Source organism: Cryobacterium melibiosiphilum (assembly GCF_003602235.1).
In the GTDB taxonomy this organism is placed as follows: Bacteria; Actinomycetota; Actinomycetes; order Actinomycetales; family Microbacteriaceae; genus Cryobacterium; species Cryobacterium melibiosiphilum.
In genome coordinates this window covers 1-21,141 of record NZ_QZVS01000080.1, presented here as the reverse complement: position 1 = coordinate 21,141, position 21,141 = coordinate 1, and the positions used below count along the sequence as shown (strand labels likewise).

General features: G+C 68.2%; 22 protein-coding genes. 6 read left to right on the top strand and 16 right to left on the bottom strand.

Annotation, left to right across the window (positions count from 1 at the left end):
- Window positions 1–4 precede the first annotated feature (4 nt).
- Window positions 5–376 (top strand): RNA-binding S4 domain-containing protein, encoded by a 372-nt coding sequence (locus D6T64_RS09240; protein ID WP_119974435.1) that lies wholly within the window; start codon window positions 5–7, stop codon window positions 374–376.
- A 181-nt stretch (window positions 377–557) separates the two neighbouring features.
- Here D6T64_RS09240 and D6T64_RS09235 read toward each other — a convergent pair whose 3' ends face one another.
- Complete coding sequence (locus D6T64_RS09235; RefSeq protein ID WP_119974434.1) at window positions 558–2,000, bottom strand: phytoene desaturase family protein; 1,443 nt, start codon at window positions 1,998–2,000, stop codon at window positions 558–560.
- 299 nt (window positions 2,001–2,299) lie between these two features.
- Between D6T64_RS09235 and D6T64_RS09230 the strand changes: the two genes are divergently transcribed.
- The 5 genes from D6T64_RS09230 to D6T64_RS09210 all read left to right on the top strand — a co-directional run bounded on the left by D6T64_RS09230 (window position 2,300) and on the right by D6T64_RS09210 (window position 7,743).
- On the top strand, window positions 2,300–3,427 hold the full coding sequence (locus D6T64_RS09230; RefSeq protein WP_233550979.1) for a LacI family DNA-binding transcriptional regulator: 1,128 nt from the start codon (window positions 2,300–2,302) through the stop codon (window positions 3,425–3,427).
- A gap of 76 nt (window positions 3,428–3,503) precedes the next feature.
- A complete protein-coding gene (locus D6T64_RS09225; protein WP_377011473.1) occupies window positions 3,504–4,802 on the top strand; it encodes an ABC transporter substrate-binding protein in 1,299 nt (432 codons plus the stop codon).
- 5 nt (window positions 4,803–4,807) lie between these two features.
- Window positions 4,808–5,770 carry a carbohydrate ABC transporter permease gene (locus D6T64_RS09220; RefSeq protein ID WP_119974433.1) on the top strand — a complete coding sequence of 321 codons (963 nt, stop codon included), beginning with the start codon at window positions 4,808–4,810 and terminating at the stop codon, window positions 5,768–5,770.
- Window positions 5,767–6,642 carry a carbohydrate ABC transporter permease gene (locus D6T64_RS09215; protein WP_119974432.1) on the top strand — a complete coding sequence of 292 codons (876 nt, stop codon included), beginning with the start codon at window positions 5,767–5,769 and terminating at the stop codon, window positions 6,640–6,642. The genes D6T64_RS09220 and D6T64_RS09215 overlap by 4 nt, the downstream gene beginning before the upstream one ends.
- A 3-nt stretch (window positions 6,643–6,645) precedes the next feature.
- A complete protein-coding gene (locus D6T64_RS09210; RefSeq protein WP_119974431.1) occupies window positions 6,646–7,743 on the top strand; it encodes a glycoside hydrolase family 130 protein in 1,098 nt (365 codons plus the stop codon).
- A gap of 108 nt (window positions 7,744–7,851) precedes the next feature.
- On the opposite strand, the gene csrA is transcribed toward D6T64_RS09210, so the two are convergent.
- The 15 genes from csrA to D6T64_RS09130 form a co-directional block, all read right to left on the bottom strand.
- The gene (gene csrA / locus D6T64_RS09205; protein WP_119974430.1) at window positions 7,852–8,175 is read right to left on the bottom strand and encodes a carbon storage regulator CsrA; all 324 of its coding nucleotides are present in this window, start codon (window positions 8,173–8,175) and stop codon (window positions 7,852–7,854) included.
- 9 nt (window positions 8,176–8,184) lie between these two features.
- Complete coding sequence (locus tag D6T64_RS09200) at window positions 8,185–8,877, bottom strand: hypothetical protein (protein WP_119974429.1); 693 nt, start codon at window positions 8,875–8,877, stop codon at window positions 8,185–8,187.
- Between the two features lie 1,026 nt (window positions 8,878–9,903).
- Window positions 9,904–11,937 carry a flagellar biosynthesis protein FlhA gene (locus tag D6T64_RS09190; RefSeq protein ID WP_199719126.1) on the bottom strand — a complete coding sequence of 678 codons (2,034 nt, stop codon included), beginning with the start codon at window positions 11,935–11,937 and terminating at the stop codon, window positions 9,904–9,906.
- A 21-nt stretch (window positions 11,938–11,958) separates the two neighbouring features.
- A complete protein-coding gene (locus D6T64_RS09185; protein WP_119974426.1) occupies window positions 11,959–13,080 on the bottom strand; it encodes an EscU/YscU/HrcU family type III secretion system export apparatus switch protein in 1,122 nt (373 codons plus the stop codon).
- On the bottom strand, window positions 13,081–13,839 hold the full coding sequence (locus D6T64_RS09180; RefSeq protein WP_119974425.1) for a flagellar biosynthetic protein FliR: 759 nt from the start codon (window positions 13,837–13,839) through the stop codon (window positions 13,081–13,083). It lies immediately after the preceding gene.
- On the bottom strand, window positions 13,839–14,114 hold the full coding sequence (gene fliQ, locus D6T64_RS09175) for a flagellar biosynthesis protein FliQ (protein ID WP_119974424.1): 276 nt from the start codon (window positions 14,112–14,114) through the stop codon (window positions 13,839–13,841). The genes D6T64_RS09180 and fliQ overlap by 1 nt, the downstream gene beginning before the upstream one ends.
- A complete protein-coding gene (gene fliP, locus D6T64_RS09170) occupies window positions 14,114–15,010 on the bottom strand; it encodes a flagellar type III secretion system pore protein FliP (protein ID WP_377011417.1) in 897 nt (298 codons plus the stop codon). The genes fliQ and fliP overlap by 1 nt, the downstream gene beginning before the upstream one ends.
- Window positions 15,007–15,462 (bottom strand): flagellar biosynthetic protein FliO, encoded by a 456-nt coding sequence (locus D6T64_RS09165; RefSeq protein WP_119974423.1) that lies wholly within the window; start codon window positions 15,460–15,462, stop codon window positions 15,007–15,009. Before D6T64_RS09165 ends, fliP begins: the two co-directional genes overlap by 4 nt.
- 2 nt (window positions 15,463–15,464) lie before the next feature.
- Window positions 15,465–16,184, bottom strand: a complete 720-nt coding sequence (gene fliN, locus D6T64_RS09160) for a flagellar motor switch protein FliN (protein WP_119974422.1) — start codon at window positions 16,182–16,184, stop codon at window positions 15,465–15,467.
- A gap of 69 nt (window positions 16,185–16,253) precedes the next feature.
- Window positions 16,254–17,153 carry a flagellar motor switch protein FliM gene (locus D6T64_RS09155; RefSeq protein ID WP_233550977.1) on the bottom strand — a complete coding sequence of 300 codons (900 nt, stop codon included), beginning with the start codon at window positions 17,151–17,153 and terminating at the stop codon, window positions 16,254–16,256.
- 68 nt (window positions 17,154–17,221) lie between these two features.
- Complete coding sequence (locus tag D6T64_RS09150) at window positions 17,222–18,022, bottom strand: OmpA/MotB family protein (protein WP_199719125.1); 801 nt, start codon at window positions 18,020–18,022, stop codon at window positions 17,222–17,224.
- The gene (locus D6T64_RS09145) at window positions 18,019–18,897 is read right to left on the bottom strand and encodes a motility protein A (protein ID WP_119974420.1); all 879 of its coding nucleotides are present in this window, start codon (window positions 18,895–18,897) and stop codon (window positions 18,019–18,021) included. Before D6T64_RS09145 ends, D6T64_RS09150 begins: the two co-directional genes overlap by 4 nt.
- Window positions 18,897–19,130, bottom strand: a complete 234-nt coding sequence (locus D6T64_RS09140) for a flagellar FlbD family protein (protein ID WP_119974419.1) — start codon at window positions 19,128–19,130, stop codon at window positions 18,897–18,899. The genes D6T64_RS09145 and D6T64_RS09140 overlap by 1 nt, the downstream gene beginning before the upstream one ends.
- 162 nt (window positions 19,131–19,292) lie before the next feature.
- Window positions 19,293–20,459: a flagellar hook protein FlgE gene (locus D6T64_RS09135; protein WP_119974418.1), complete on the bottom strand. Its 1,167-nt coding sequence runs from the start codon at window positions 20,457–20,459 to the stop codon at window positions 19,293–19,295.
- A 59-nt stretch (window positions 20,460–20,518) separates the two neighbouring features.
- Window positions 20,519–20,959, bottom strand: a complete 441-nt coding sequence (locus D6T64_RS09130; protein ID WP_119974417.1) for a flagellar hook assembly protein FlgD — start codon at window positions 20,957–20,959, stop codon at window positions 20,519–20,521.
- Window positions 20,960–21,141 lie beyond the last annotated feature (182 nt).

The window sequence follows — 21,141 nt, the reverse complement described above, 5'->3', positions numbered from 1 at the left end:
ACGTATGGCGGATCTGACGAGTGCACGGGTGGACAGCTACACCTGGGCGATCCGGCTCTTTCGCACCCGGTCGCTCGCCACTGCGGCCTGCCGCGCGGGACACGTGAAGGTCAACGGGGACAAGGCCAAGGCCGCGCAGGCCCTGCATATCGGCGACGAGGTGCGCGTGCGCAGCGACGGCTTCGACAAGGTTCTCGTGGTGTCGCGCCTGGTCGTGAAGCGGGTCGGAGCGAGTGTCGCCGCGGAGTGTTACGTGGACAACACGCCGCCCCCGCCGCCGCGCGAAGAGGTCGCGCTCGTTCCAACTCGGGACCGTGGGGCCGGCCGCCCCACCAAGCGGGAGCGCCGCGAGATCGAGGAACTGCGCGGGCACTAGGCCGGCGTTACCGCCCGGGCACAGAGACGCGCGCCCGAAAGCTGCAGGTGCGACCGAAACCTGCACGCTTGGGCGTTCCTGCGCCTGAAAACTGCTCGTGCGCGTGGCAGGCCAGCCGCACGAGCAGTTTTTGGGCGCATGAGCGGTGGGTGATGGGTCAGGCAGGCAGGCAGGCAGGCCGTCAGAGCGCAAGTGACGGTACCTCCCGCACCCCGAACTCGGTGCGCAGGGCCAGCACGGCGGCGTGAAAGCCGTTCATGCCGTGCACGGCGGGGCCCGGCGGGGTGGCCGAGGAACACAGGTAGAGGCCGGGAACCGGGGTTTTCCACGGGGTGCGCCCGACGACCGGACGCTTGATGAGCTGCCGCAGGGTGAGCTCGCCGCCGAGAATGTCCCCGCCGACGTAGTTGGGGTCGTGCTCCGTCAGCTGGCTCGCGCTCATGGTGGCGGTACCGAGGATACGGTCACGGAAACCGGGCGCGAAACGCTCGATCTGCCTGATGATCGGCTCGGTCATATTCACATCCGAATTGCGCGGCACGTGCGTGTAGGCCCAGAGCACCTGGCTGCCCACCGGCGCCCGCGACAGGTCGAGCACGCTCGGCTGGGTGGCGAGCACGAACGGATGCTGCGCCACCCGGCCGCGGGAGACGGCATCCGCGGCCGCGACGATCTCGTCACGACTGCCGCCGAGGTGCACGGTGGGGGCGTGCAGCACCTCGGGATTCGCCCACGGCACCGGGCCGGAGAGCGCGAAGTCGACCTTGAAGACGCCGGTTCCGTACCGGTAGCGCAGCAGCGCCCGGCGATACCGCTCCGGCAACGCGTCGCCGGCGAACGACGCGAGAAACCGCGCCGAGGTGTCGAGCAGCGTGACGCGCGAGGATTCGAGGTCGGCGGGGCGACGAATCTCGCGGTCGAGCTGCAGCCGGCCGCCGTGGGCGAGGAAGTCGTCGGTGAGGGCATCCGCGATCGCCTGCGAACCGCCGATCGGATACCCCCAGCCGCCGGCGTGCGCGTGAGCGGCGAGCAGCAGGCCGGTGCCGGCCGCCGAGAGCGACGGTTGCCGGGCGGCCGCGTGACCGCCGACGCCGGCGAGCAGGGCCGGCGCGACGCGACCGCGAAAACGCGGCCAGCCCAGGGGGGTCCCTTGCTCGAGCACCCGCACGGCGTAGGCGATGGCGGCCCGGGTATCGTCGGGCCAGCGCAGCATCTGATTGGCGGTGAAGGCGACGACGCCCTCGATGCGGTTGAGGAGCGGCTGGAACAGGCGCTCCCAGGCCCGACCGTCGATGCCGAGAGCGTCGGCGGTACGGTCCACGCTGCGGTAGGCCAGCGCGGCCACGCCTTCATCGAGCGGATGCGCGTAGGAGATTTCGGGGGCGACGAACCGCACCCGGCGGGTCAGCTCGAAGGCGCGGAAGAACGGGGACGCCAGCGCGGCCGGGTGCACGGCCGAGCAGAGGTCGTGCCGGTACCCGGGAAGGGTTACCTCGGCGGTGCGCAGGCCGCCGCCGGCGGTTGTCGCGCGCTCCGTGAGCTGCACGGTCAGTCCGGCGCGGGCCAGCACGACCGCGGCGGCGAGTCCGTTGGGTCCGGAACCGACGACGTTGACGTCGATCACGGCACACCTGCCGGGAGACACACACCCGCCGGGCGCCGCATACCTGCCGGGAGACACACACCCGCCGGGCGCCGAGGCCGGAGACCACTCATGACAGACCACGCACCAGCAGGTGCGATTGGCGCCACACCGGTCCCTTTCGCGTCAAATCTAGGCGCGCGTTGGCCTGAATTCAAGACCCAGTCGTGATCATTCGTGTCTTGACTCGGCCGCCTAAACCGGTATAGCGTGAGAGCTCTAAACCGGTTCAGGCTTGCGATTGTGCAACTGAACAGGTCATCTTTTCGACGAGGAGCCCGGTGAGTCTGAAACCCGCAGCCGTGAAAGCCGCACCCGGCAAGCCCGTCACCATCATGGACGTCGCCAAACGAGCCGGGGTCAGCAAGGGCTTGGTCTCCTTCGCCCTCAACGATCGCCCGGGGGTCTCCCCCGAAAGCCGCGAACGCATCCTCGCCGCCGCCCGCGAACTCGGCTGGACTCCCTCGCTGCGCGCCCGCTCGCTGTCAACCAAGCGCTCGTTCGCACTCGGCCTGGTGGTGGGCCGCACCCCCGAGATGCTCGGTGCCGACCCATTCTTTCCGTCCTTCATCGCCGGCGTCGAGAGCGTGCTCGCCCCCGAGGGCCGTGCCCTCGTGCTGAGCGTCGTACCCGACGAGGAGGCCGAACTGCGCACCTACCGTTCCCTCGTGGCCGACGGGCGCGTCGACGGAGTCTTCCTGAGTGACCTGCGCCACAACGACCCGCGCATTCCGCTGCTGATGGAACTCGGCCTGCCCGCCGTCACCCTGGGCCGCCCCGAAGGGCTCTCCCCGACCGAGCAGAATCCCTCCGGCCGCAGCCCGTTCCCCGCCGTCTCGATCGACGACACCCTCGGCATCACAGAATCGGTACAGTACCTGGCCGGCCTCGGCCACCGCCGCATCGCGCACGTCGCCGGCAGCGCGAGCATGCTGCACGGCAGCCGGCGACGGATAGCGTTCGACGACGCAGTTCGCGCGGCCGGCCTGGCCGAATGCCAGACGATCGAGACCGACTTCTCCATCGGCGCGGGCGCCGCGGCAACCCGCCGCTTACTCTCCCAGGACGAACCGCCGTCCGCAATCGTCTTCGCGAACGACCCGATGGCGATCGCCGGACTCGGCGTCGCCCACGAACTCGGCCTGACGATTCCCGGGGACCTCTCGATCACCGGTTTCGACGACATCAACTTCGCCCGCTACGTCTATCCGCCGCTCACCACGGTCAGAACGACTCCGGCCCAATGGGGGCAGGCCGCCGCCCGCACCCTGCTCGCCCTGATGGAGCACGGCTCAGCGCCGGACCTCGACCTGCCCGCCGCCCGGCTCACGGTGCGCGGCTCGGCCGGCGCGCCCGTCAGGTCAGCCAGCGGCGCGGCATCCGTCGCCGGATCGGAACCCAGCCGGTAGCGGCCCAGAACCTACCCCGCAGCAGAGCTGCTGCGATTCCCCACGCACGACCAGCAAGTGAAACCTGGAGACAATGATGTACACCACACCAACAATCAGGCGCGCCCTGGCGGCCACCGCAGCGTCGGCCGCCGTCGTTCTCGCGCTCGGCGCCTGCAGCAGCGGAGGTGGCGGCGGGGGCGCCGATTCCCGCGGCGACATTACCATTTGGCTGTCCAACAACGAGACCGAGATCGCCTGGGGCACCCAGATGTTCGAGGCCTGGAACGCCGAGAATCCCGACGAGCAGATCACCTCGCAGGAGATCCCCGCCGGGTCGAGCAGCGAAGAGGTCATCGGCGCGGCGATCACCGCCGGCAACGCGCCCTGCCTGATCTTCAACACCGCGCCCGTCGCGGTGCCGCAGTTCGAAAAGCAGGGCGGTCTCGTCGACCTGTCGAGCTTCGAGGGCGGCGAGCAGTACATCGAGGATCGCACCGGCGACGCGGCCGAGCAGTACCAGAACGCCGATGGCGAGTACTTCCAGATGCCGTGGAAGTCCAACCCCGTCATGATCTTCTACAACAAGGACATGTTCACGGCGGCCGGCCTCGACGCCGAGAACCCGTCGCTCGCCACCTACGACGAGTTCCTGGCGACCGCCCGCACCCTCGTGGCGAGCGGCGTGGCGCCGAACGCCATTCTGCCGGCCCCGACGAGTGAGTTCTTCCAGAGCTGGTTCGACTTCTCGCCGCTGTACGCGGCCGAGACCGGCGGCGACCAGCTGGTCGAAGACGGCGAAGCCACCTTCAACGATGAGGACGGCCTCGCGGTCGCCGAGTTCTGGGCCACCCTCTACGACGAAGGCCTCTCGGGCAAGGAGACCTACCAGGGCGACTCCTTCGCCGACGGCGAAGCGGCCATGTCGATCGTCGGCCCGTGGGCCGTCTCGGTCTACCAGGACGCCGTGAACTGGGGCGCCGTGCCGGTGCCGACGAGCGAGGGCACCCCGGCCGCCGAGACCTACACCTTCAGCGACGCCAAGAACGTGGGCCTATTCTCGGCCTGCGAGAACCAGGGCACCGCCTGGGACGTGCTGAAATTCGCGACGAGCGAGGAGCAGGATGGTCAGCTGCTCGAGCTGACCGGCCAGATGCCGCTGCGGGACGACCTGACGACCGTCTACCCGGAGTACTTCGCGGCCAACCCGGCCTACGAGCAGTTCGGTGACCAGGCCGCTCGCACCGTCGAGGTGCCCAACGTCGCCAACTCGGTCGCCGTCTGGCAGGCCTTCCGTGACGCGTACTCGAAGTCGGTCATCTTCGGCGAGGGCGACATCCAGACCTCCCTCGACGATGCGGCCGCCGAAATCGACGCCCTGGTCGCCGACGAGTAGCAGCCATGTCACTCGTCACCAAAGCTCCGCCGGCCGCGGGTTCTGCCCCGGCCGGCGCGCGCGGCGGTCACCAGAAGGGTGACCGCCGGCGCCGCGCTCTCGGCAAGAACCCCATCGGGTTGCTGCTGAGCGCCCCCTACCTGATCTTCGTGCTCGCGGTCTTCGCCTGGCCGCTCGTGTTTGCGGTGTGGATGTCGTTCCACGAGTACTTCTTCGCCGCGCCCGGCGCGCAGGTCGACCGCCCCTTCGTGGGATTCGACAACTTTCGTGAGGTGCTCGGGGACCCCGACGTCATCCGCTCGTTCGGTAACGTGGGCATCTTTCTGATCATCAACGTGCCGCTGACCGTGGTGCTGTCGCTCGTGCTGGCCTCGGCCCTGAACAAGGCCGTGCGTTTTCGCACGTTTCTGAGGGTGGGCTATTTTGTGCCGTACATCACGGCATCCGTCGCGGTGGTCGGCGTCTGGCTGTTTTTGTTCAGCGGCGCGGGCCTGGTGAACCAGATTCTGGGCCCGCTCGCCCCCGAACCGAGCTGGCTGATCAACTCGCAGTGGGCGATGCCCACGATCGCGCTGTTCGTGACCTGGAAGCAGCTCGGATTCTTCATCCTGCTCTACCTCGCCGCGCTGCAGAACGTGTCGCAGGAGCTTTACGAGGCGGCGGCGACGGATGGCGCGGGCAAGGTGCAGAGCTTTTTCTCCGTCACGATCCCCGGCGTGCGCCCGGCCACCGTGCTCGTGCTGCTGCTGTCGACCGTGACGGGTGCGAACCTGTTCACGGAACCGTACCTGCTCACCGGTGGCGGCGGCCCGAACGGCGCCTCCACCTCGCCGGTGCTGCTGATGTACCAGCGCGGCATCGAGCAGGGCTCCCCCGATGTGGCCGCGGCGATCGGCGTGCTGCTGGTCATCGGCGTGCTCATCATCGCGTTCATTCAGCGGCAGGTCGCCGGAGGTGACGAATCATGAGTCCTCGTAAGTCCACGAGCAAGATCGAGGGCGGACAGCTTGACCGGGGCCAGCACATTCTGCGCGGAATCGTGCTCTTTCTCGGGGCGCTGGTTTTTCTGTTCCCGTTCTACTACATGATCATCGGCTCGCTGCAGAAGTCGCCCGACCCGACCGTGGCCGGCGCATTCCCGAACCCGGCGAACCTCACGCTCGACAACTACACGGCCATCAACAGCCGGGTAGACCTCGTGCAGGGGCTCATCAACTCGGGCATCTTCACCGGCGGCGTCATCATCGGCACCGTGGTGTTCGGGGTGCTCGTGGGCTACGCGCTCGCGCAACTGCAGTGGCGGGGCCGCGGGGTCACGTTCGCCCTCGCCCTGCTGGTGCAGGTGGTGCCGTTTCAGCTGCTGATGATTCCGCTCTACGTGCTGATCGCCCGGGATTACGGACTCGCCGACAACTACCTGGGCATGATCTTGCCGTTCGCGATCAACTCGACCGCGGTCATCATCTTTCGGCAGTATTTTCTGCAGGTTCCGCGAGAACTCTTCGACGCCGCCCGCATCGACGGGGCCGGGGAGCTCGTGCTGCTCTGGAAAATCGCGCTGCCGCTCGTGCGGCCAGCCCTGCTGACCGTGATCCTGCTGACCTTCATCGGCCCGTGGAACGAGTTCCTGTGGCCGTTCCTGATCACCAAGGAGGCATCGATGCAGCCCCTCGCCGTATCGCTGGCGAACTACATCAGCACCGTGGCCGCATCCGCTGCGAACCCGTTCGGGGCCGTTCTCGCCGGCGCGTGTGTGCTGGCCGGCCCCGCCGTGCTGCTCTTCATCCTGTTCCAAAAACACTTCGTCGCGACCAATATCGGTTCCGGCGTGAAAGGTTAGACCATGAGCACCACCACCGCAGTCGCCGTCGCCTTTCCCTATACCCTGACCCGCATGGGCGTCGTCATGACGCCCGAGGAGGGCAACGCCTACGAGGCCGAGGGCGTGCTCAACCCCGGCAGCGGCCACACCCCCGACGGCACCCTGTACCTGCTGCCGCGACTCGTCGCGACAGGAAACGTGTCGCGGGTGGGCCTGGCCCGGGTGATCATCACCGACGGCGTCCCGACCGGCGTCGAGCGTGAAGGTGTGGTGCTCGCACCCGACCAGGGCTGGGAGCGCGGCGCGAACAACGCCGGCGTCGAAGACCCTCGGGTGACCTGGGTGCCGCTGCTGGGGCTGCACGTGATGACCTACGTCGCCTACGGCCCGCTCGGCCCGCGCACCGCCGTCGCGGTCAGCGATGACCTGCGCGCGTGGCGCCGCCTCGGCCCGGCCCTCTTCACCTACGACGAGGCCCTCGACATGGACCTCAACCTGTTCCACAACAAGGACACCGTGTTCTTCCCCGAGCCGGTGACCGCACCGAACGGGGTGTGGAGCTTCGCGGTGCTGCACCGGCCCATGTGGGACCTCGGCGAAGTCAAGCCCGGCGAGGGCGTGCGGGTTCCGGCCGGCATCACCGACACCCGGCAGAGCATCTGGATCAGCTATATCCCGGTCGACGCGGTGATGACGGATGGCGCGGTGACCGACATCGGCCGTCTCGCCCTCTGGGAGGGCCACCGGTTTCTGGCCGGCTCGGAGTATCCGTTCGAGCAGCTCAAGATCGGCGGCGGACCGGCTCCGATTCGCGTGCCCGAGGGCTGGCTGCTGATGCACCACGGCGTGACCGGTGTCATCGACGGCGCCTTCAGCCAGCAACAGAAAGTGAACTATGCCGCCGGCGCGATGATTCTCGACGCGGACGACCCGAGCCGGGTCATCCGTCGCACCAGCGTTCCGCTGTTGAAGGCGGAGACCAAGGACGAGACCGACGGCATCGTGCCGAACGTGGTTTTCCCGACCGCGATCGAGGAGATCGAGGGGCAGCTCTTCGTGTTCTACGGCATGGCGGACTCGAAGATCGGCGTGGCGCGGCTGGACCGCGTGGGCGCGTAGCACGCGGGCCAGGCCGATGACCGCGCCCGATGCGGGTGAGCACTACGGCCGTTACGGTAGCAGCGACCCGTTTTGGGCGCGGCCACGGCGCGCGCCCTCGCGGGCCGGTTAGTCGGCCGGTGTGGGTGGGTGCGGCCGCGGGGATGTCGTCGGCGCGGGTGCTTCGGGCGCAGCGGCGGGAACCCCCAGCTGCAGGCCGCCGAGGGCCAGGCCCAGGCTCGCCTTGATGCGGGCCTCGGCGTCGGCGTCGGCGAGGGTCGCCGCGAGGTTGGCCTCGGTGACAGCGCGCAGCACCTCGTCGCGCTGGATCTTCACGCCGCGTGGGGCGTCGATACCGATGCGCACGCTGTCTCCGCGCGCGTCGAGCACGGTGATGACGATGTCGTCGCCGATGAGGATCTTCTCCCCCGGTTTGCGTGTCAGAACCAGCATCTGACCAGCTTATCGCGACCCATTGCCGGCCATTCCCCGTGCCGCCCGCCGGGTGGTGGGCGGGGCGGGTTCCACCGTCGCGTGCCACAGCACCGGCAACCCGAGGCTTGCGAGGGTTTCCGGGGTCGACGTGGATTCCCGGCCGATGCCGATGGCACCGTCGACGGGCACCGCGGCCGCCACCACCTGCACCCAGCGGTCGGTGTCGGCGGCCTTGAGGGCGGCATCCGCGACCACCCAGACCTGGTCCGCACGCAGCACGGCCAGCGATGCCGCACGCTGCGCGAAGTCGGTGCTGACGTCGACGCGGCTGTTCCCCAGGCCGAAGGCGACGAAGACCGGATGCTGCCGCTCGACCCCGGCCGCCCGGGCGGCTCCTGCAGACCGGCGGTCGTCAACACGGTCGACTCCGGGCGCCGTGAGCAGCCCGCCCACGCGCAGCTCACCGCCGTTGGCGCGCACGATCATGGCCCGGGCAACCTCGAGGGTGCGATCGGTGAGCCCGACGAGCAGCACTAGATCCCCGCGACCGGTGAGCACGCGCGGCACGATCGGAGCCACCACGCCCGCGGCCGACGCGGCAAACCCTGCACGTGCGGATTTCTCGGAGCCCTCGCGTCTCCCGGACAATTCGGACAGGTCGGACGGTTCCGACGGGTCGGACACTCCGGCGCCGCTCAGGCCCGTACGACTCGCGGACACGGCCGAAATCGCCGTCGCCGCCGAGCGGGGAACCCACTGCGGGCCGGTGTCCAGGAGCGCCGCGGCGCGCTCCGCCGCCGATGGAGGTGCTGGACGGGGTGTTCCTGACGCCGGAACCGCTGCCGCCATGAGGCCCGTTGAGAGCGTCTCGGCTTCTGCTCGGTCCGCGGCAGCGAGGAGGGCGGCCATCCCGCCGAGCGCAGCGGGCGTCTCGACCGGGGCCGACAGCGCCACAGTACCGGGCGCGCCAGAACCGCCCGCGACAGTACTGCCTGCACGAGCACGATCCTGGCCGGCATCCGTCGCTCGGCGTGGGGTGATCTGCCCCTCGGCCTCGGCGCCGTCGGCGGCGCCGAGATCGTCGAGCAGGTCCGCGAGGTCGTCCCGGCGCNATCCTGGCCGGCATCCGTCGCTCGGCGTGGGGTGATCTGCCCCTCGGCCTCGGCGCCGTCGGCGGCGCCGAGATCGTCGAGCAGGTCCGCGAGGTCGTCCCGGCGCTCGGCATCCGAGCGCGCGGTGCGCCGGGGCGAGACGTGCGCGGCCGCGATGGCCGCGGCATCCTCGGCCGCGCGTCGCGGCACCGGCACCGGAAGGGGCGGCGGCATGGGTGCGCGCGGCGCGCTCGACGGGGCGCCCGATCGTCCGGTAGGCCGTTCAGCCCCCGCGGGCGGGCCCACCGGCGGCTCCGCACGGGCCGTCGCGAAGGTCAGTTCGTCCATCAGCGCGGCAAAACCGTCGGACTCCGTCGACACCGGCAGTGCGGGCGGCACGGCCGCGGCGCGCGGCCGCAGCTGCGACTCCTGTTCGTCGGCGTCGTCGAGCAGCGCGGCGATGCCGAGCCGGGCCGGCAGGTCGAGGGCATGCGCGGCCCGGCGGCGCGGCGGCACCTCCACGGTCACCTCGTAGTGCTGGCGGGCGAAGAACCCTTTGATGCCGCCGACCGTGACCTTCTCGGCCGACACGATCAGGGCATCCTCACCGTGATCCAGACGGATGCGTTCCTTCAGTTCAGCCAGCGTCGCGCCTCTAAGCTGAAATCGTCTCGGCTCCACGGACCACCCCCACGGTCTCGATGGTCACGTTCGATGCCGTGACCTCCTGATACGACAACACCGGCAGTCCGTCGGACTGCGTCGACACGAGCCGCCGGATCGCCGGCCGCAGCGCCGGAGCGCAGACCAGCACGGCGCTCAGGCCGGTGGCTTCGACGGCCGCGACCGAGCTGCGCACCGACGCCAGCACGGCCTCGATCTTCGCCGGGTCCATCAGAATCTGGGTGCCCTGCTCCGACGGCCGCATGCCCTCAAGCATCGACTGTTCGAGCAGCGGCTCGATCATGATGACCCGCAGCACGGTGCCGTCGAGGTACTGCGCGGTCAGCGCCGGGCCGAGCGCGTGCCGGGCGGCCTCGATCAGGCCCTCCGGGTCGGTCGACACCTTGGCGCGCAACGACAGTGCCTCATAGATGCGCGGCAGGTCGTTGATCGGGATCTGCTCGATCAGCAGGCCCTGAAGCACCCGCTGCACCTCCGCGAGCGAGAGCATGCCGGGGATCAGATCGTCGACGGCCGACGGATTGACCTGGCGCACGCCATCCGTCAAGATGCGCACGTCTTCGCGGGTCAGCAGACGGGCCGCGTTCGAGGTGATGATCGACGACAGGTGCGTGACGAGCACCGAGACCCGGTCGATGACGGTGGCGCCGGTCATTTCGGCGCTGTAGCGCATCTCGCTCGGCACCCATTTGCCGGCCAGGCCGAAGACGGGTTCCACCGTGACCGTGCCGGGCAGGCCGTCGAGGGCGTCGCCGAGGGCGAGCACCTTGCCGGCTGGCGCGATTCCGCGCCCGGCTTCCACGCCGGCGATACGGATGACGTAGGTCGAGCTGGGCAGGTCGATGCTGTCCCGCGTGCGCACCGGCGGAACAACGACTCCGAGGTCCATCGCAATCTTGCGACGGAGGCCCCGCACCCGGGCGAGCAGGTCGTCACTGGCGCCCGAGACGATGTCGACGAGGTCGGGGGCGAGCTGGATCTCGAGGGCGTGCACCCTCATCTGCTCGATCAGGTCTTCGGAGCTGTCGGTTTTCGGGGCGACCTGTTCGGCCGCGGCGGCGGCATCCGTCGCGGCCTTCTTCGTCGCCTCGGTCGTCTTGATGCGCTGCGAGATGAAGATCAGGCCGAAACCCACGATGATGAACGGGATGATCGGCATACCGGGAATCAGGGCCATCAGGATGGCGGCGGCACCGGTGATGAGCAGGGCGTTGCGGCTCTGGGTGAGCTGAGCCGAGGCCGTCGTGCCGATGTCGCTTTCGGCGTTCGACCGGGTCACGATCATGCCGGTGGAGACCGCCATCAGCAGCGCGGGAATCTGCGTGACCAGGCCGTCGCCGATGGTCAGCAGCGCGTAGGTGTCGAGGGCCTCGCCGATCTCGAGGCCGCGCTGCAGCATGCCGATCGCGATGCCGCCGACGATGTTGATGATGATGATGATCAGGCCGGCGATCGCATCACCCTTGACGAACTTCGACGCGCCGTCCATGGCGCCGTAGAAGTCGGCTTCGGCGCTCACCTCGGCGCGGCGGTCCTTGGCCTGGGCGTCGGTGATCAGGCCCGCGTTGAGGTCGGCGTCGATGGCCATCTGCTTGCCGGGCATGGCGTCGAGGGTGAAGCGGGCGCCGACCTCGGCGACGCGCTCGGCACCTTTGGTGACCACGACGAACTGGATGACGACGAGGATCAGAAAGATGACCGCGCCGATAATCATCGATCCGCCGACGGCGACGTGGCCGAAGGCCTCGATCACCTGGCCGGCATAGCCGTCGCCGAGCACCAGCCGCGTCGACGCCACGTTCAGGCCGAGCCGGAACAGCGTCGCCACGAGCAACAGCGAGGGGAAGACGGAGAAGTCCAGCGGCTTCTTCACGAACATCGTCGTGAGCAGCGTGACGAGCCCGAGCATGATGTTGACGATGATGAGCACGTCGAGCAGCGCCGCCGGAATCGGCACGACCAGCAGCAGGATAATGCCGACGACGCCGACGGGAACGGCGAGCATGGCAAGATTGCGGTTTTTCACTTAGAACCCCCTCGAGGTGCTGGTGGACGAACTGGTCATGGTGTGCACGCCGGCCGTGCTGCCGCCGGACTGCGAGCCGCGGGCCTTCAGCGCCATGACGAAGGCGAGCACCCGGGCCACCGCGTTGTACAGGTCGGTCGGAATCTCCTGGCCGATCTCACACGCCGCAAACAGGGCCCTGGCCAGCGGGATATCCGCGACGATCGGCACATTGTCGATGGCGGCCTGCTCGCGGATGCGAGTGGCCACGTGTCCGGTGCCCTTCGCTACCACCCGGGGTGCCGACTTTCCCGGTTCGTACACCAGGGCAACGGCGACGTGCGTCGGGTTGACCATGACGACATCCGCATCGGCAACCGAGGAGATCATGCGGTTGCGGCTCATCGCCAGCTGCCGGGAGCGGCGCTGCGACTTGATCTGCGGGTCTCCCTCGGAGGCCTTGTTCTCGTCGCGCACCTCCTTCTTGGTCATGCGGGTCTTCTTGCGGTTGCGTTTCATGACCACGAACACGTCGGCCGCGGCGAGGAGGAGCCCGGCGACGACCGCCGACTGCAGCAGCGCGCCGGCACCGCCCGCCGCGCCATCGAGCAGCGCCGAGATGGGCAGCCCGCCGGCGGTCATCAGCACGGGCATCAGGCCCTGAATCACGGTGACCAGTACGAGCCCGACGACCGCGGTCTTCGCGAGGGATTTCACGCCCTCCCAGAGGGCCTGGGTGCCGAAGACCCGTTTCATGCCGTTGACGAGGTTGAACTGCTCGTACTTACCCTCGAACTTCTTGAAGTGGATGCCGCCCTGCAGCGCCGCTCCCCCCAGCACGACCACGACGACCACGGCGAGAAGCGGTGAAATCGTGTCGGACAGCGACGCGAGTCCCTCGACGAGCATCTCGAGGGCGACTTCGGGGTCGGGGTTCGCGGCGATGGTCTCGATGCCGAACAGCTGCGCGGTGCCGGCGATGGTGCCGGCCGCGATGGCACCGGCGAGCATGACGCCCGCCGCTCCCACGCCGAGCCACGCGGTGATGTCCTGGGATTTGGAGAGCTGCCCCTTGGCCCGCACCTCTTTCATGCGTTTTTGGGTGGCCATCTCGGTACGTTCACCGGAGTCGGGTTCAGACATCTACTTCACCCCCATCAGTGCGTCGGCGGCCTGGCCACTGAGCGTCGAGACGATACGCGGCAGGGCGATGAAGACGGTCGAGGCGAGGATCAGGGTGATCAGGATCTTCAGCGGAAAACCGAGGGCGAACGCGTTGAGCGCAGGGGCGACCCGGGTGAGCAGGCCGAGACCGGCATCCGCCAGAAAAAGCACGACGAGCAGCGGGCCGGCGATCTGCACCGCGGCGAGGAACATCTGCGTCGTCGCCGCCGTGATGGCCTGGATCGGGGCGGCGAGTTCGAGTCCGCCGCCGAGCGGGATCGCCGTGAACGTGCGGATGAGGCCGCCGATGATCAGCTGGTAGCCGCCCGAGGCGAAGAGCAGCGCGATGGCGGTCATCTGGAACAGCCGGGTGAACTGGGCGCCGTTGACCATCGACTGCGGGTCGAAGCCCTGCGCCATCGAGAACCCGCTGAACATGTCGATCAGGCCACCGGCGGACTGCACGGCCGCGAACACAACGAAGACCAGAAATCCGAGGATGCCGCCGACCAGGATTTCGAGCACGAGCGCGCCCAAGAATTCCGCGGTGGTCGAGGAGACGTAGCCGTCGGTGGCGCGCGGTGACACGGCAAGGGCCAGGCCGAGGGCGAGCATGCCCTTGATGCGCAGCGGGAACGCGTTGTAGGAGAACGGCGGCGCGATGACGATGAAGGCGATCATGCGCACCCCGGCGAGCATGGTCGCTTCGATCCAGGCGAGGTTCAGGCTGAACTCCATCAGCCACCGCCGAGCAGCGAGGGGATCTTGTCGAACATGGCATGGGTGAAGGCGACCGATTCGGCGATCATCCAGTGCCCGCAGACGATCAGCGCGATGGCGACGGCGATCGCCTTCGGCACGAACGACAGCGTCACCTCCTGGATCTGGGTGATCGACTGCAGCAGCGAGATGGCGAAACCGACCACGAGGGCGGTGATGAGCACGGGCGCGGAGAGCTTGGCGGCGAGGATCAGGCCCTGCAGGCCGATGTCGAGAACGGCGTTGGAGTCCATCAGCCGACCTGGTAACTGCCGATGAGGCTCGTGATGATCAGGCCCCAGCCGTCGACGAGCACAAAGAGCAGGATTTTGAACGGCAGCGAGATCATGACGGGCGGCAGCATCATCATGCCCATGGACATCAGCGCGGCCGAGACCACGATGTCGATGACCAGGAACGGGATGAAGATGACGAAGCCGATGATGAACGCCGCGCGCAGTTCACTGATCATGAACGCCGGAATGAGGGTCAGCAGCGTGACGTCGTCGGGGCTGTCGGGGTTCTCCATGTCCGCGGCTCGGGTCATGAGGGCGAGGTCTTCCTCGCGGGTGTTGGCGAGCATGAATACCCGCAACGGTTCGCCGGCCGCCGCGAGGGCGTCGGTGAAGGTCAGGTTGCCGTCGAGGTAGGGCTCCACGGCGAGGGTGTTGATGTCGGTCAGCACCGGCGCCATGATGAACAGCGACAGGAACAGGGCGAGGCCGGCGAGCACCTGGTTCGGCGGGATCGACGGCAGCGCGAGGGCGTTGCGGGTCATCGCGAGTACCACGAAGATCTTCGTGAAACTCGTCATCATGAGCAGCAGAGCCGGCGCCACCGAGAGCAGCGTGATGCCGACGAGGGTGACGATCGCCGACGACGGAGCGCCGTTCGGGCCGTTGATGTCGATGCTGACATCGCCGCCGCCGCCCTCGCTCGGGTCGGTCTCGTCGATCGGCTGCATCGGAACGTTCGCGAGGGCGTCGGCCGACGGGGTCGTGACCCAGAAGACGGCGAGCACGATCACGAGCAACAGGCCGAGCTGCACGGTGAGGCGGGCGGCGCGGGTGAGGCGGTCGCCGGCCGGGGTGGGGGCCCCGGAGAACTGCAGGGTGCGGCGGGTGCGGGGCGAGCCGAGGGCGGTGTTCACCGTCGCTGCCGCAGTGCGGCGGCGGCCTGCTGCCACGTGCTCGGGGAGAGGATCGAACCAACGAAACGCGCGGCATCCGGCCCCGGGGCCGGGGACGCCGGGCCCGCGGTGGCGAGGGCCGGCTGGGTGCCGGGTTCACCATCCGTCGCCGCGGCGAGCAGGCGCGCGAATTCGGCCTGTCCGGTGCCGCCCTCGGTTGCGATCGGCGTCGCGCCGCCGTGCAGCAGGCTCACGGACTGTTCGGTGACTCCGAGAACGAGGCGCTGGCCGTCGACGTCGACGACGACGACGGATGACTTCGCCCCGACCACCTGACGGCCCACCACGGTCACCAGGTTGACCACCTGGTTGCCGCGGGCGGCTTTGCTCAGGCGTTTCTGCAGGTACCAGAGCAGCACGAGCACCACTCCGAGCGAGAGGATGACGCGGAGCGCCACGATGAGGGTGTCCAAGGTTACGCCAGGCCCTCGGCGACATCGAGAATCTGGGTGATGCGCACGGCGTAGTCCTGGTCGACGACCACGATCTCACCGTGGGCGATGAGGCGGCCGTTGAGCAGGATATCGGCGGGCGCTCCGGCGGAGCGGTCGAGTTCGATGACGGCGCCGGGCTCGAGGCTGAGCACGTCGCGCACGGACATGCGGGTGCGGCCGATCTCGACGGTGAGGGCCATTTCGACGTTGCGGATGCGGCCGAGCTTGCCGACCACGGTGTCGGGGGTGGTGAGGTTGAAGCCCGCGACGATGCCGTTCTTGCGCAGTCGAATGGCGAACCAGCCGATGACCGCGCCGTTGCCGATCAGGTCGAAGACCACGGTCTCGTCGGACGCGAAGAGGGCGGAGGCGTCTTCGACGCGGGTATCGCCGAGCACGCCGACGCCGAGCACCGCGGCGGCGGCCTGCAGGGCGGGGCGCAGCACGTCGTGACTGGAGACGAGGGAGCTGGCCGCGCCGGCGGCGACGTCGGTCGAGCTGGGGTCGGCGAGCACGACGGAGATATCGGCGCTGGTCACACCGACGAACGACGCGACGGCTGCGGAGCCGACCTGCGTGCTCAGCACCGCGCCGACGTGCGGCGTCGCCTGCAGGGCCGTCGCGGCCGGCAGCACGAGAATCAGACCGTTGACTGCGGCAGCGGGAAGCGCGGTTGCGGTGGTGTTGGCGGCGGTGTTCATGGCGTTTTCTCCAGTGTTGCTACTGCGGGTGCGGGTGGAGCTGATGAGGGTGTGGGGGTCATCGACTGGCTATTCGGTGTCGATGACGATGCAGGCCAGGCGCGCGCCGTTGGCGCCCACGGCCGCCCGGGCCAGCACCCGGCCGTCGACCGTGAGGTCGAGCGGTCGGTACTGCGGATGCGGGATGGTGATGATGTCTCCGACCGTCAGCGCCAGGATTCGGCTCGGCAGCACCGGCGCCGGCGTGAGCTGCAGCGCGACGTCGACGGGCACCGCCGCGATCTGCTCCTGGATGAGTTCGCGAGCATTGGTGATGCTCGTCGTCGGGTTGGCATCACCGAGCTGCGGCATCAGTGCCGCGGCCGGGATGGCGACGGTGGCGCGCACGGTCATCTCAGCGACCCGAATGGAAAACACGGCGACGATCATGAGGTCACCGGTCGCGGCCGCTTGGGCGAACTGGGAGTTGTACTGAATCGCGTCGACGTGCAGTTCGTCAACGAGCAGATCGCTCAGCGAGTAGCGCAGGTCTTCGAGCCCCTCTGCCATGAGCTGGCGCACGAGCGCCTGCTCGATCTGGGTGAACTTGCGTTCGGGGGTGGGCGCCATGGGTCCGTTGCCGCCGAGCATATGGGCCACCCAGGACAGCGCCGCCGCCGTCGGAAACTGGATCACGCCGCGGGCGTCGATGCCCTCGATCCCGAACAGCACCATCGCGGTCGTATTGGGCAGGGACGTGGCGTACTCGTCGTAGGTGTGCATGAGCACGGTTTCGCAGGTGACGGTGCAGAGAACGCGCACGCGCGCGGTCAGCTGTGTTCCCCACTGCCGGGCGAAGGTTTCAAAAGCGAGTTCCAGAACGCGGGCGTGCTCGCGCGCCAGGGTGGTCGGACGACGAAAGTCGTACAACTCAATCGTTTTCGCCGCCTTTGCGGGCGCACCGATGTTCACCTGTTCCTGGACCGTCACGGTTGCCACTATCGGCCGGCCCATCGCTGATGTAAGCACAGCGGGCAGGGGATGTTGAAGAATCTCGCCTAACCCACGATCTCCGGAATCAGCTCCCGCACCGCGTCGGACTGGTTTGAGAGCACGACGACGTCAACCCGCCGGTTTTGCGCCTGGTCGACGAGAGTGTCCCCCGTGGTGATCGGCCGGGCCGAACCGAACCCCACCGCCAGGATGGTCTCCTGCGGTACGCCACCCTGTTCTACGAGGCGGCGCAGCACCCGGGCCGCGCGCCCGGCGGAGAGTTCCCAGTCGGTGTCGTAGTTCACCGACTGGCCGTGGCGGTCGGCATGGCCCTCGACGGAGATCTCGAGGCCGGCCGCGACCAGTGACGGTGCCATCGCGTCGATGACGGTCGTCGCAACTTCACTGAGGTCGGCGCTGTCGGGCATGAAAAACGTTTCCGACCCGATCAGGCCGACGGTCAGCCCGCGCTCGTTGACAACGAACTGCGCGGTGTCGGCAAGCCCGACCGCTTCGAGATTCGCGAGAATGTCTTTTTTGAGTTCGGTGAAGTCCTGCACTTCGAGGGCGGCGAGCTCGGCATCCGTGAAGCCCTCGTTGGAGGTGTCGACCAGCTCATCAGGAACGACGACCCCTTCGGCGGTGTCGATGGCTCCCACGTTGACCGCGCCGAAACCGGTCGCGAGCGAGTTCGCGAGCTGCTCGAACTTGTCCTGGTCGACGGTCGACATGGCGAACAGCACGATGAACATGCACATCAACACGGTGACCATGTCCATGTAGGAGGCCATCCAGCGCTCGTCCGGGCCGTCTTCTTCATGGTCGGGGTCGGCGTGCGGTCGGCGGCGCCCGCGCGGCACGCTCATGCGGCGTCGGTCAGGTCCGCCGCGTCTTTCGCGGCGGCCTTCGCTGCTGCTTTCGCGGCGGCCTTGTCGGCCTTATCGCCCTTGCTTGGTCCCTTGCCGCCACCCTTGCCGCTACCCTTGGGCGCCGTGCCGCCCTCAGCGACCATGGCCCGCAGGCGTTCGCCGAGCAGACGCGGCTGGCTTCCGGCCTGCACTGCCAGGGCGCCCTCCATGAGCAGGGTCATGCGGTCGACCTCGATCTCCGTCAGCCGCTTCAGGCGTGAGCCGATGGGCAGCCAGATGAAGTTGGCCGACAGCAGACCCCAGAGCGTGGCGACGAACGCCGTCGCGATCATCGGGCCGAGCTCGTCGGGGGTGGAGAGGTTTTCGAGCACGTGGGTCAGTGACACCACCGTTCCCACGATTCCGACGGTCGGGGCGTACCCGCCGAGCGCCATGAAGAACTTGGAGGCGGTGCGGTCGCCCTTCGCCTTCGTCGCGATTTCGTCTTCGAGCAGGATGCGCAGCTCGTCACCGTCGGTTCCGTCGGCGATGTTGCGCAGGGCGCCCCGCAGAAACGGGTCGTCGACCTTGTCGGCCTCCTGTTCGAGTGCCAGAAGGCCCGAGCTGCGGGCCTTTTCGGCGAGCGACACGACCTGGTCGATGACCCGGTGCGGCGGCGTGGTCTTGCCGCGAAACGCGCCGGGAAGGGCCTTCACGGCGGTGAAGAAGTCCTGCAGGGTGCCGCCGGCGATACCCACGGCGATCGTCGCACCGAAAACGAGGATCATCGGAGCCGGCAACAGAATTGACGTCACCGAAGAGCCCTCAAGGGTGATCATCGCGATGAGAGCACCGAAGGCGACCAGCAGGCCGATCAGGGTTGCCGGATCCACTAGAGCTTCCTGGGGCCCCGGGGAATTTCTTCACCCTGGGAGTCATAGGCCAGGGCGATCACGTGCGCCCGATAGGTCGCGATGCGCTCGATGACCTCGGCCATCGTCTCGGTGACGATGAAGTTGGCGCCGTCCACCATGATCAGGGTCGTATCGGGGTTGGCGTGGATGCGTTCGATCAGGTCGGGGTTGATCGCGAACTGCACATTGTTCAGCCGCGTGACAATGATCATGATTTCCCTTTCCGGCTGCCCTGGCGGCTGACTCTCGAACGCTTTAGAAAAGTCGTCATCCCGTACTGTCGGCCGTCGTGACGCCCATGTAAGGCGATCACGACGGCCGATAGTTGACGGGGTTAGCTAGAGCGCGTCAGCCCACGCGAAGGGAGCGCGGAGCTAGCGCTTCAGGCTCGTGATCTCCTGCAACAGCTCGTCGCTCGTGGTGATGATGCGAGCGTTGGCCTGGAACCCGCGCTGGGCCACGATGAGGTTCGTGAACTCCTGCGAGAGGTCGACGTTCGACATCTCGAGGGAGCCGGCTACAAGCGAGCCGAGTCCGCCCACACCCGCAGTGCCGAGGGTGGCGCCGCCGGAGTTGGTGGTCTCGCGGTACGACGAGCCGCCAGTCTTCTCGAGACCGCCCGGGTTCACGAAGTTCGCCAACGCGATGCGGCCGAGCGCGAGCTGGTCACCGTTACTGAAGATGCCGGTCAGGGTGCCATCGGAGCCGAGGGTGTACGACTCGAGGGTGCCGGCGGCGTTGCCGTTGACACCGCTGCTGGTCATCGTGTTCTCGCCGGCGAAGCTTTCCAGCGTGTCGAGGCTCACGGCGATGCCGTCAACCTCCAGGTTGCCCACGATGTCGAACCCGCCGCTGCCGTCGGCCGTCAACACCGCATCCGAGGTGGCGCCATCCGACGTGGCGGTCCAGACTCCGTCGCCGCTGCTGGTGAAGCTCACCGAGATGGTGCTGCGCACGCCGGCGGTGTCGAAGACGTCCATGTCGCGAACGACCGGGCTCTCGGCATCCGTCGGCAGGTTGCCGGTGAAGGCGGCGACGGTGGTGGCCGCCGCGGGGGCCAGGGCCGCGACGGGCAGGCTGATGGTGCTCGTCGCTCCCCCGGTCGCGATGTTGCCGGCACCGTCGGCCATGTAGCCCTGCACCAGCGCGCCATCGGGAGCAACGAGGTTGCCGTTCGCGTCGAAGTCGAATGATCCGGCGCGGGTGTAGAGGGTCTCGCCGCCGAGCTGGGTGACGAAGAAGCCGTCGCCCGAGATCATCAGGTCGGTGGCCTTGCCGGTCGCCTGGGTCGAGCCCTGGGCGAAGTTGGTGCTGATGCCGGCGACCTGCACGCCGAGGCCGACCTGGGCGGAGTTGGTGCCACCGACGAGGTCCTGCGGGGCGGAGCCGGCGCTGGTCATCTGCGAGAGGGTGTCCTGGAACTGGGCAGCGGATGCCTTGAACGCCGTGGTGTTGACGTTGGCGATGTTGTTGCCGGTCACGTCGAGCATGGCCTGGTGCGAGCGGAGTCCGGAGATGCCGGAGTACAGGGAACGAAGCATCGGATGCTGCCTTTCAAGAGTGAAGAATGAGTAAAAGAGAAGAGTTGGTGGAGGTGGAGTTACGCCGTGGTCGCGGCGGTGACAGCCGGCGTCACGACACCGCTGATCACGTCGAGCGCGACGGGCTCGCCGTTCACGGTGACGGTCGGCACCGCATCGGCGAACGAGACGGATGTCGCGGTGCCGGTGATCTCGGTGCCGTCGGACGTCGTGTAGGTGACGGTCTGGCCGACCATCGCCGCCGCCGAGGTGCGCATCTGCAGGGAGAAGCCCTCTTCGCTGGCCGTGGCCATTTCGGTGAGTTTCTCCATCATCGCGAGCTGGGTGGTCTGCGCGATCATCTCGTTGGTGTCCATGGGAGAGCTCGGGTCCTGGTTCTGCAGCTGGGTCACGAGCAGCGACATGAAGACCTCGGAGTCCATGGCCTGGCTGGGTGTGCGGGTCGCCGGGGCGACATAAGAGCTCGCGTTGCTCGCCGCGGACACTGCGTCGATGGTCATATCGGTTCTTTCTCTAGGCCATCACGTCGATGGTCGATGCGGAATTGGTTCGTGAAGTTCGGGAGCCGTTTTGCCACGGGTTCGGCGGCGGCCGAGGCGGGTCGGGGTCGCCGCTCGGCGCGCGGGCTCCGGGCTGGCCGTCGGCCGGGGTGCGCGGCTGCCGGCTGCCCTGCGGGTCGCCG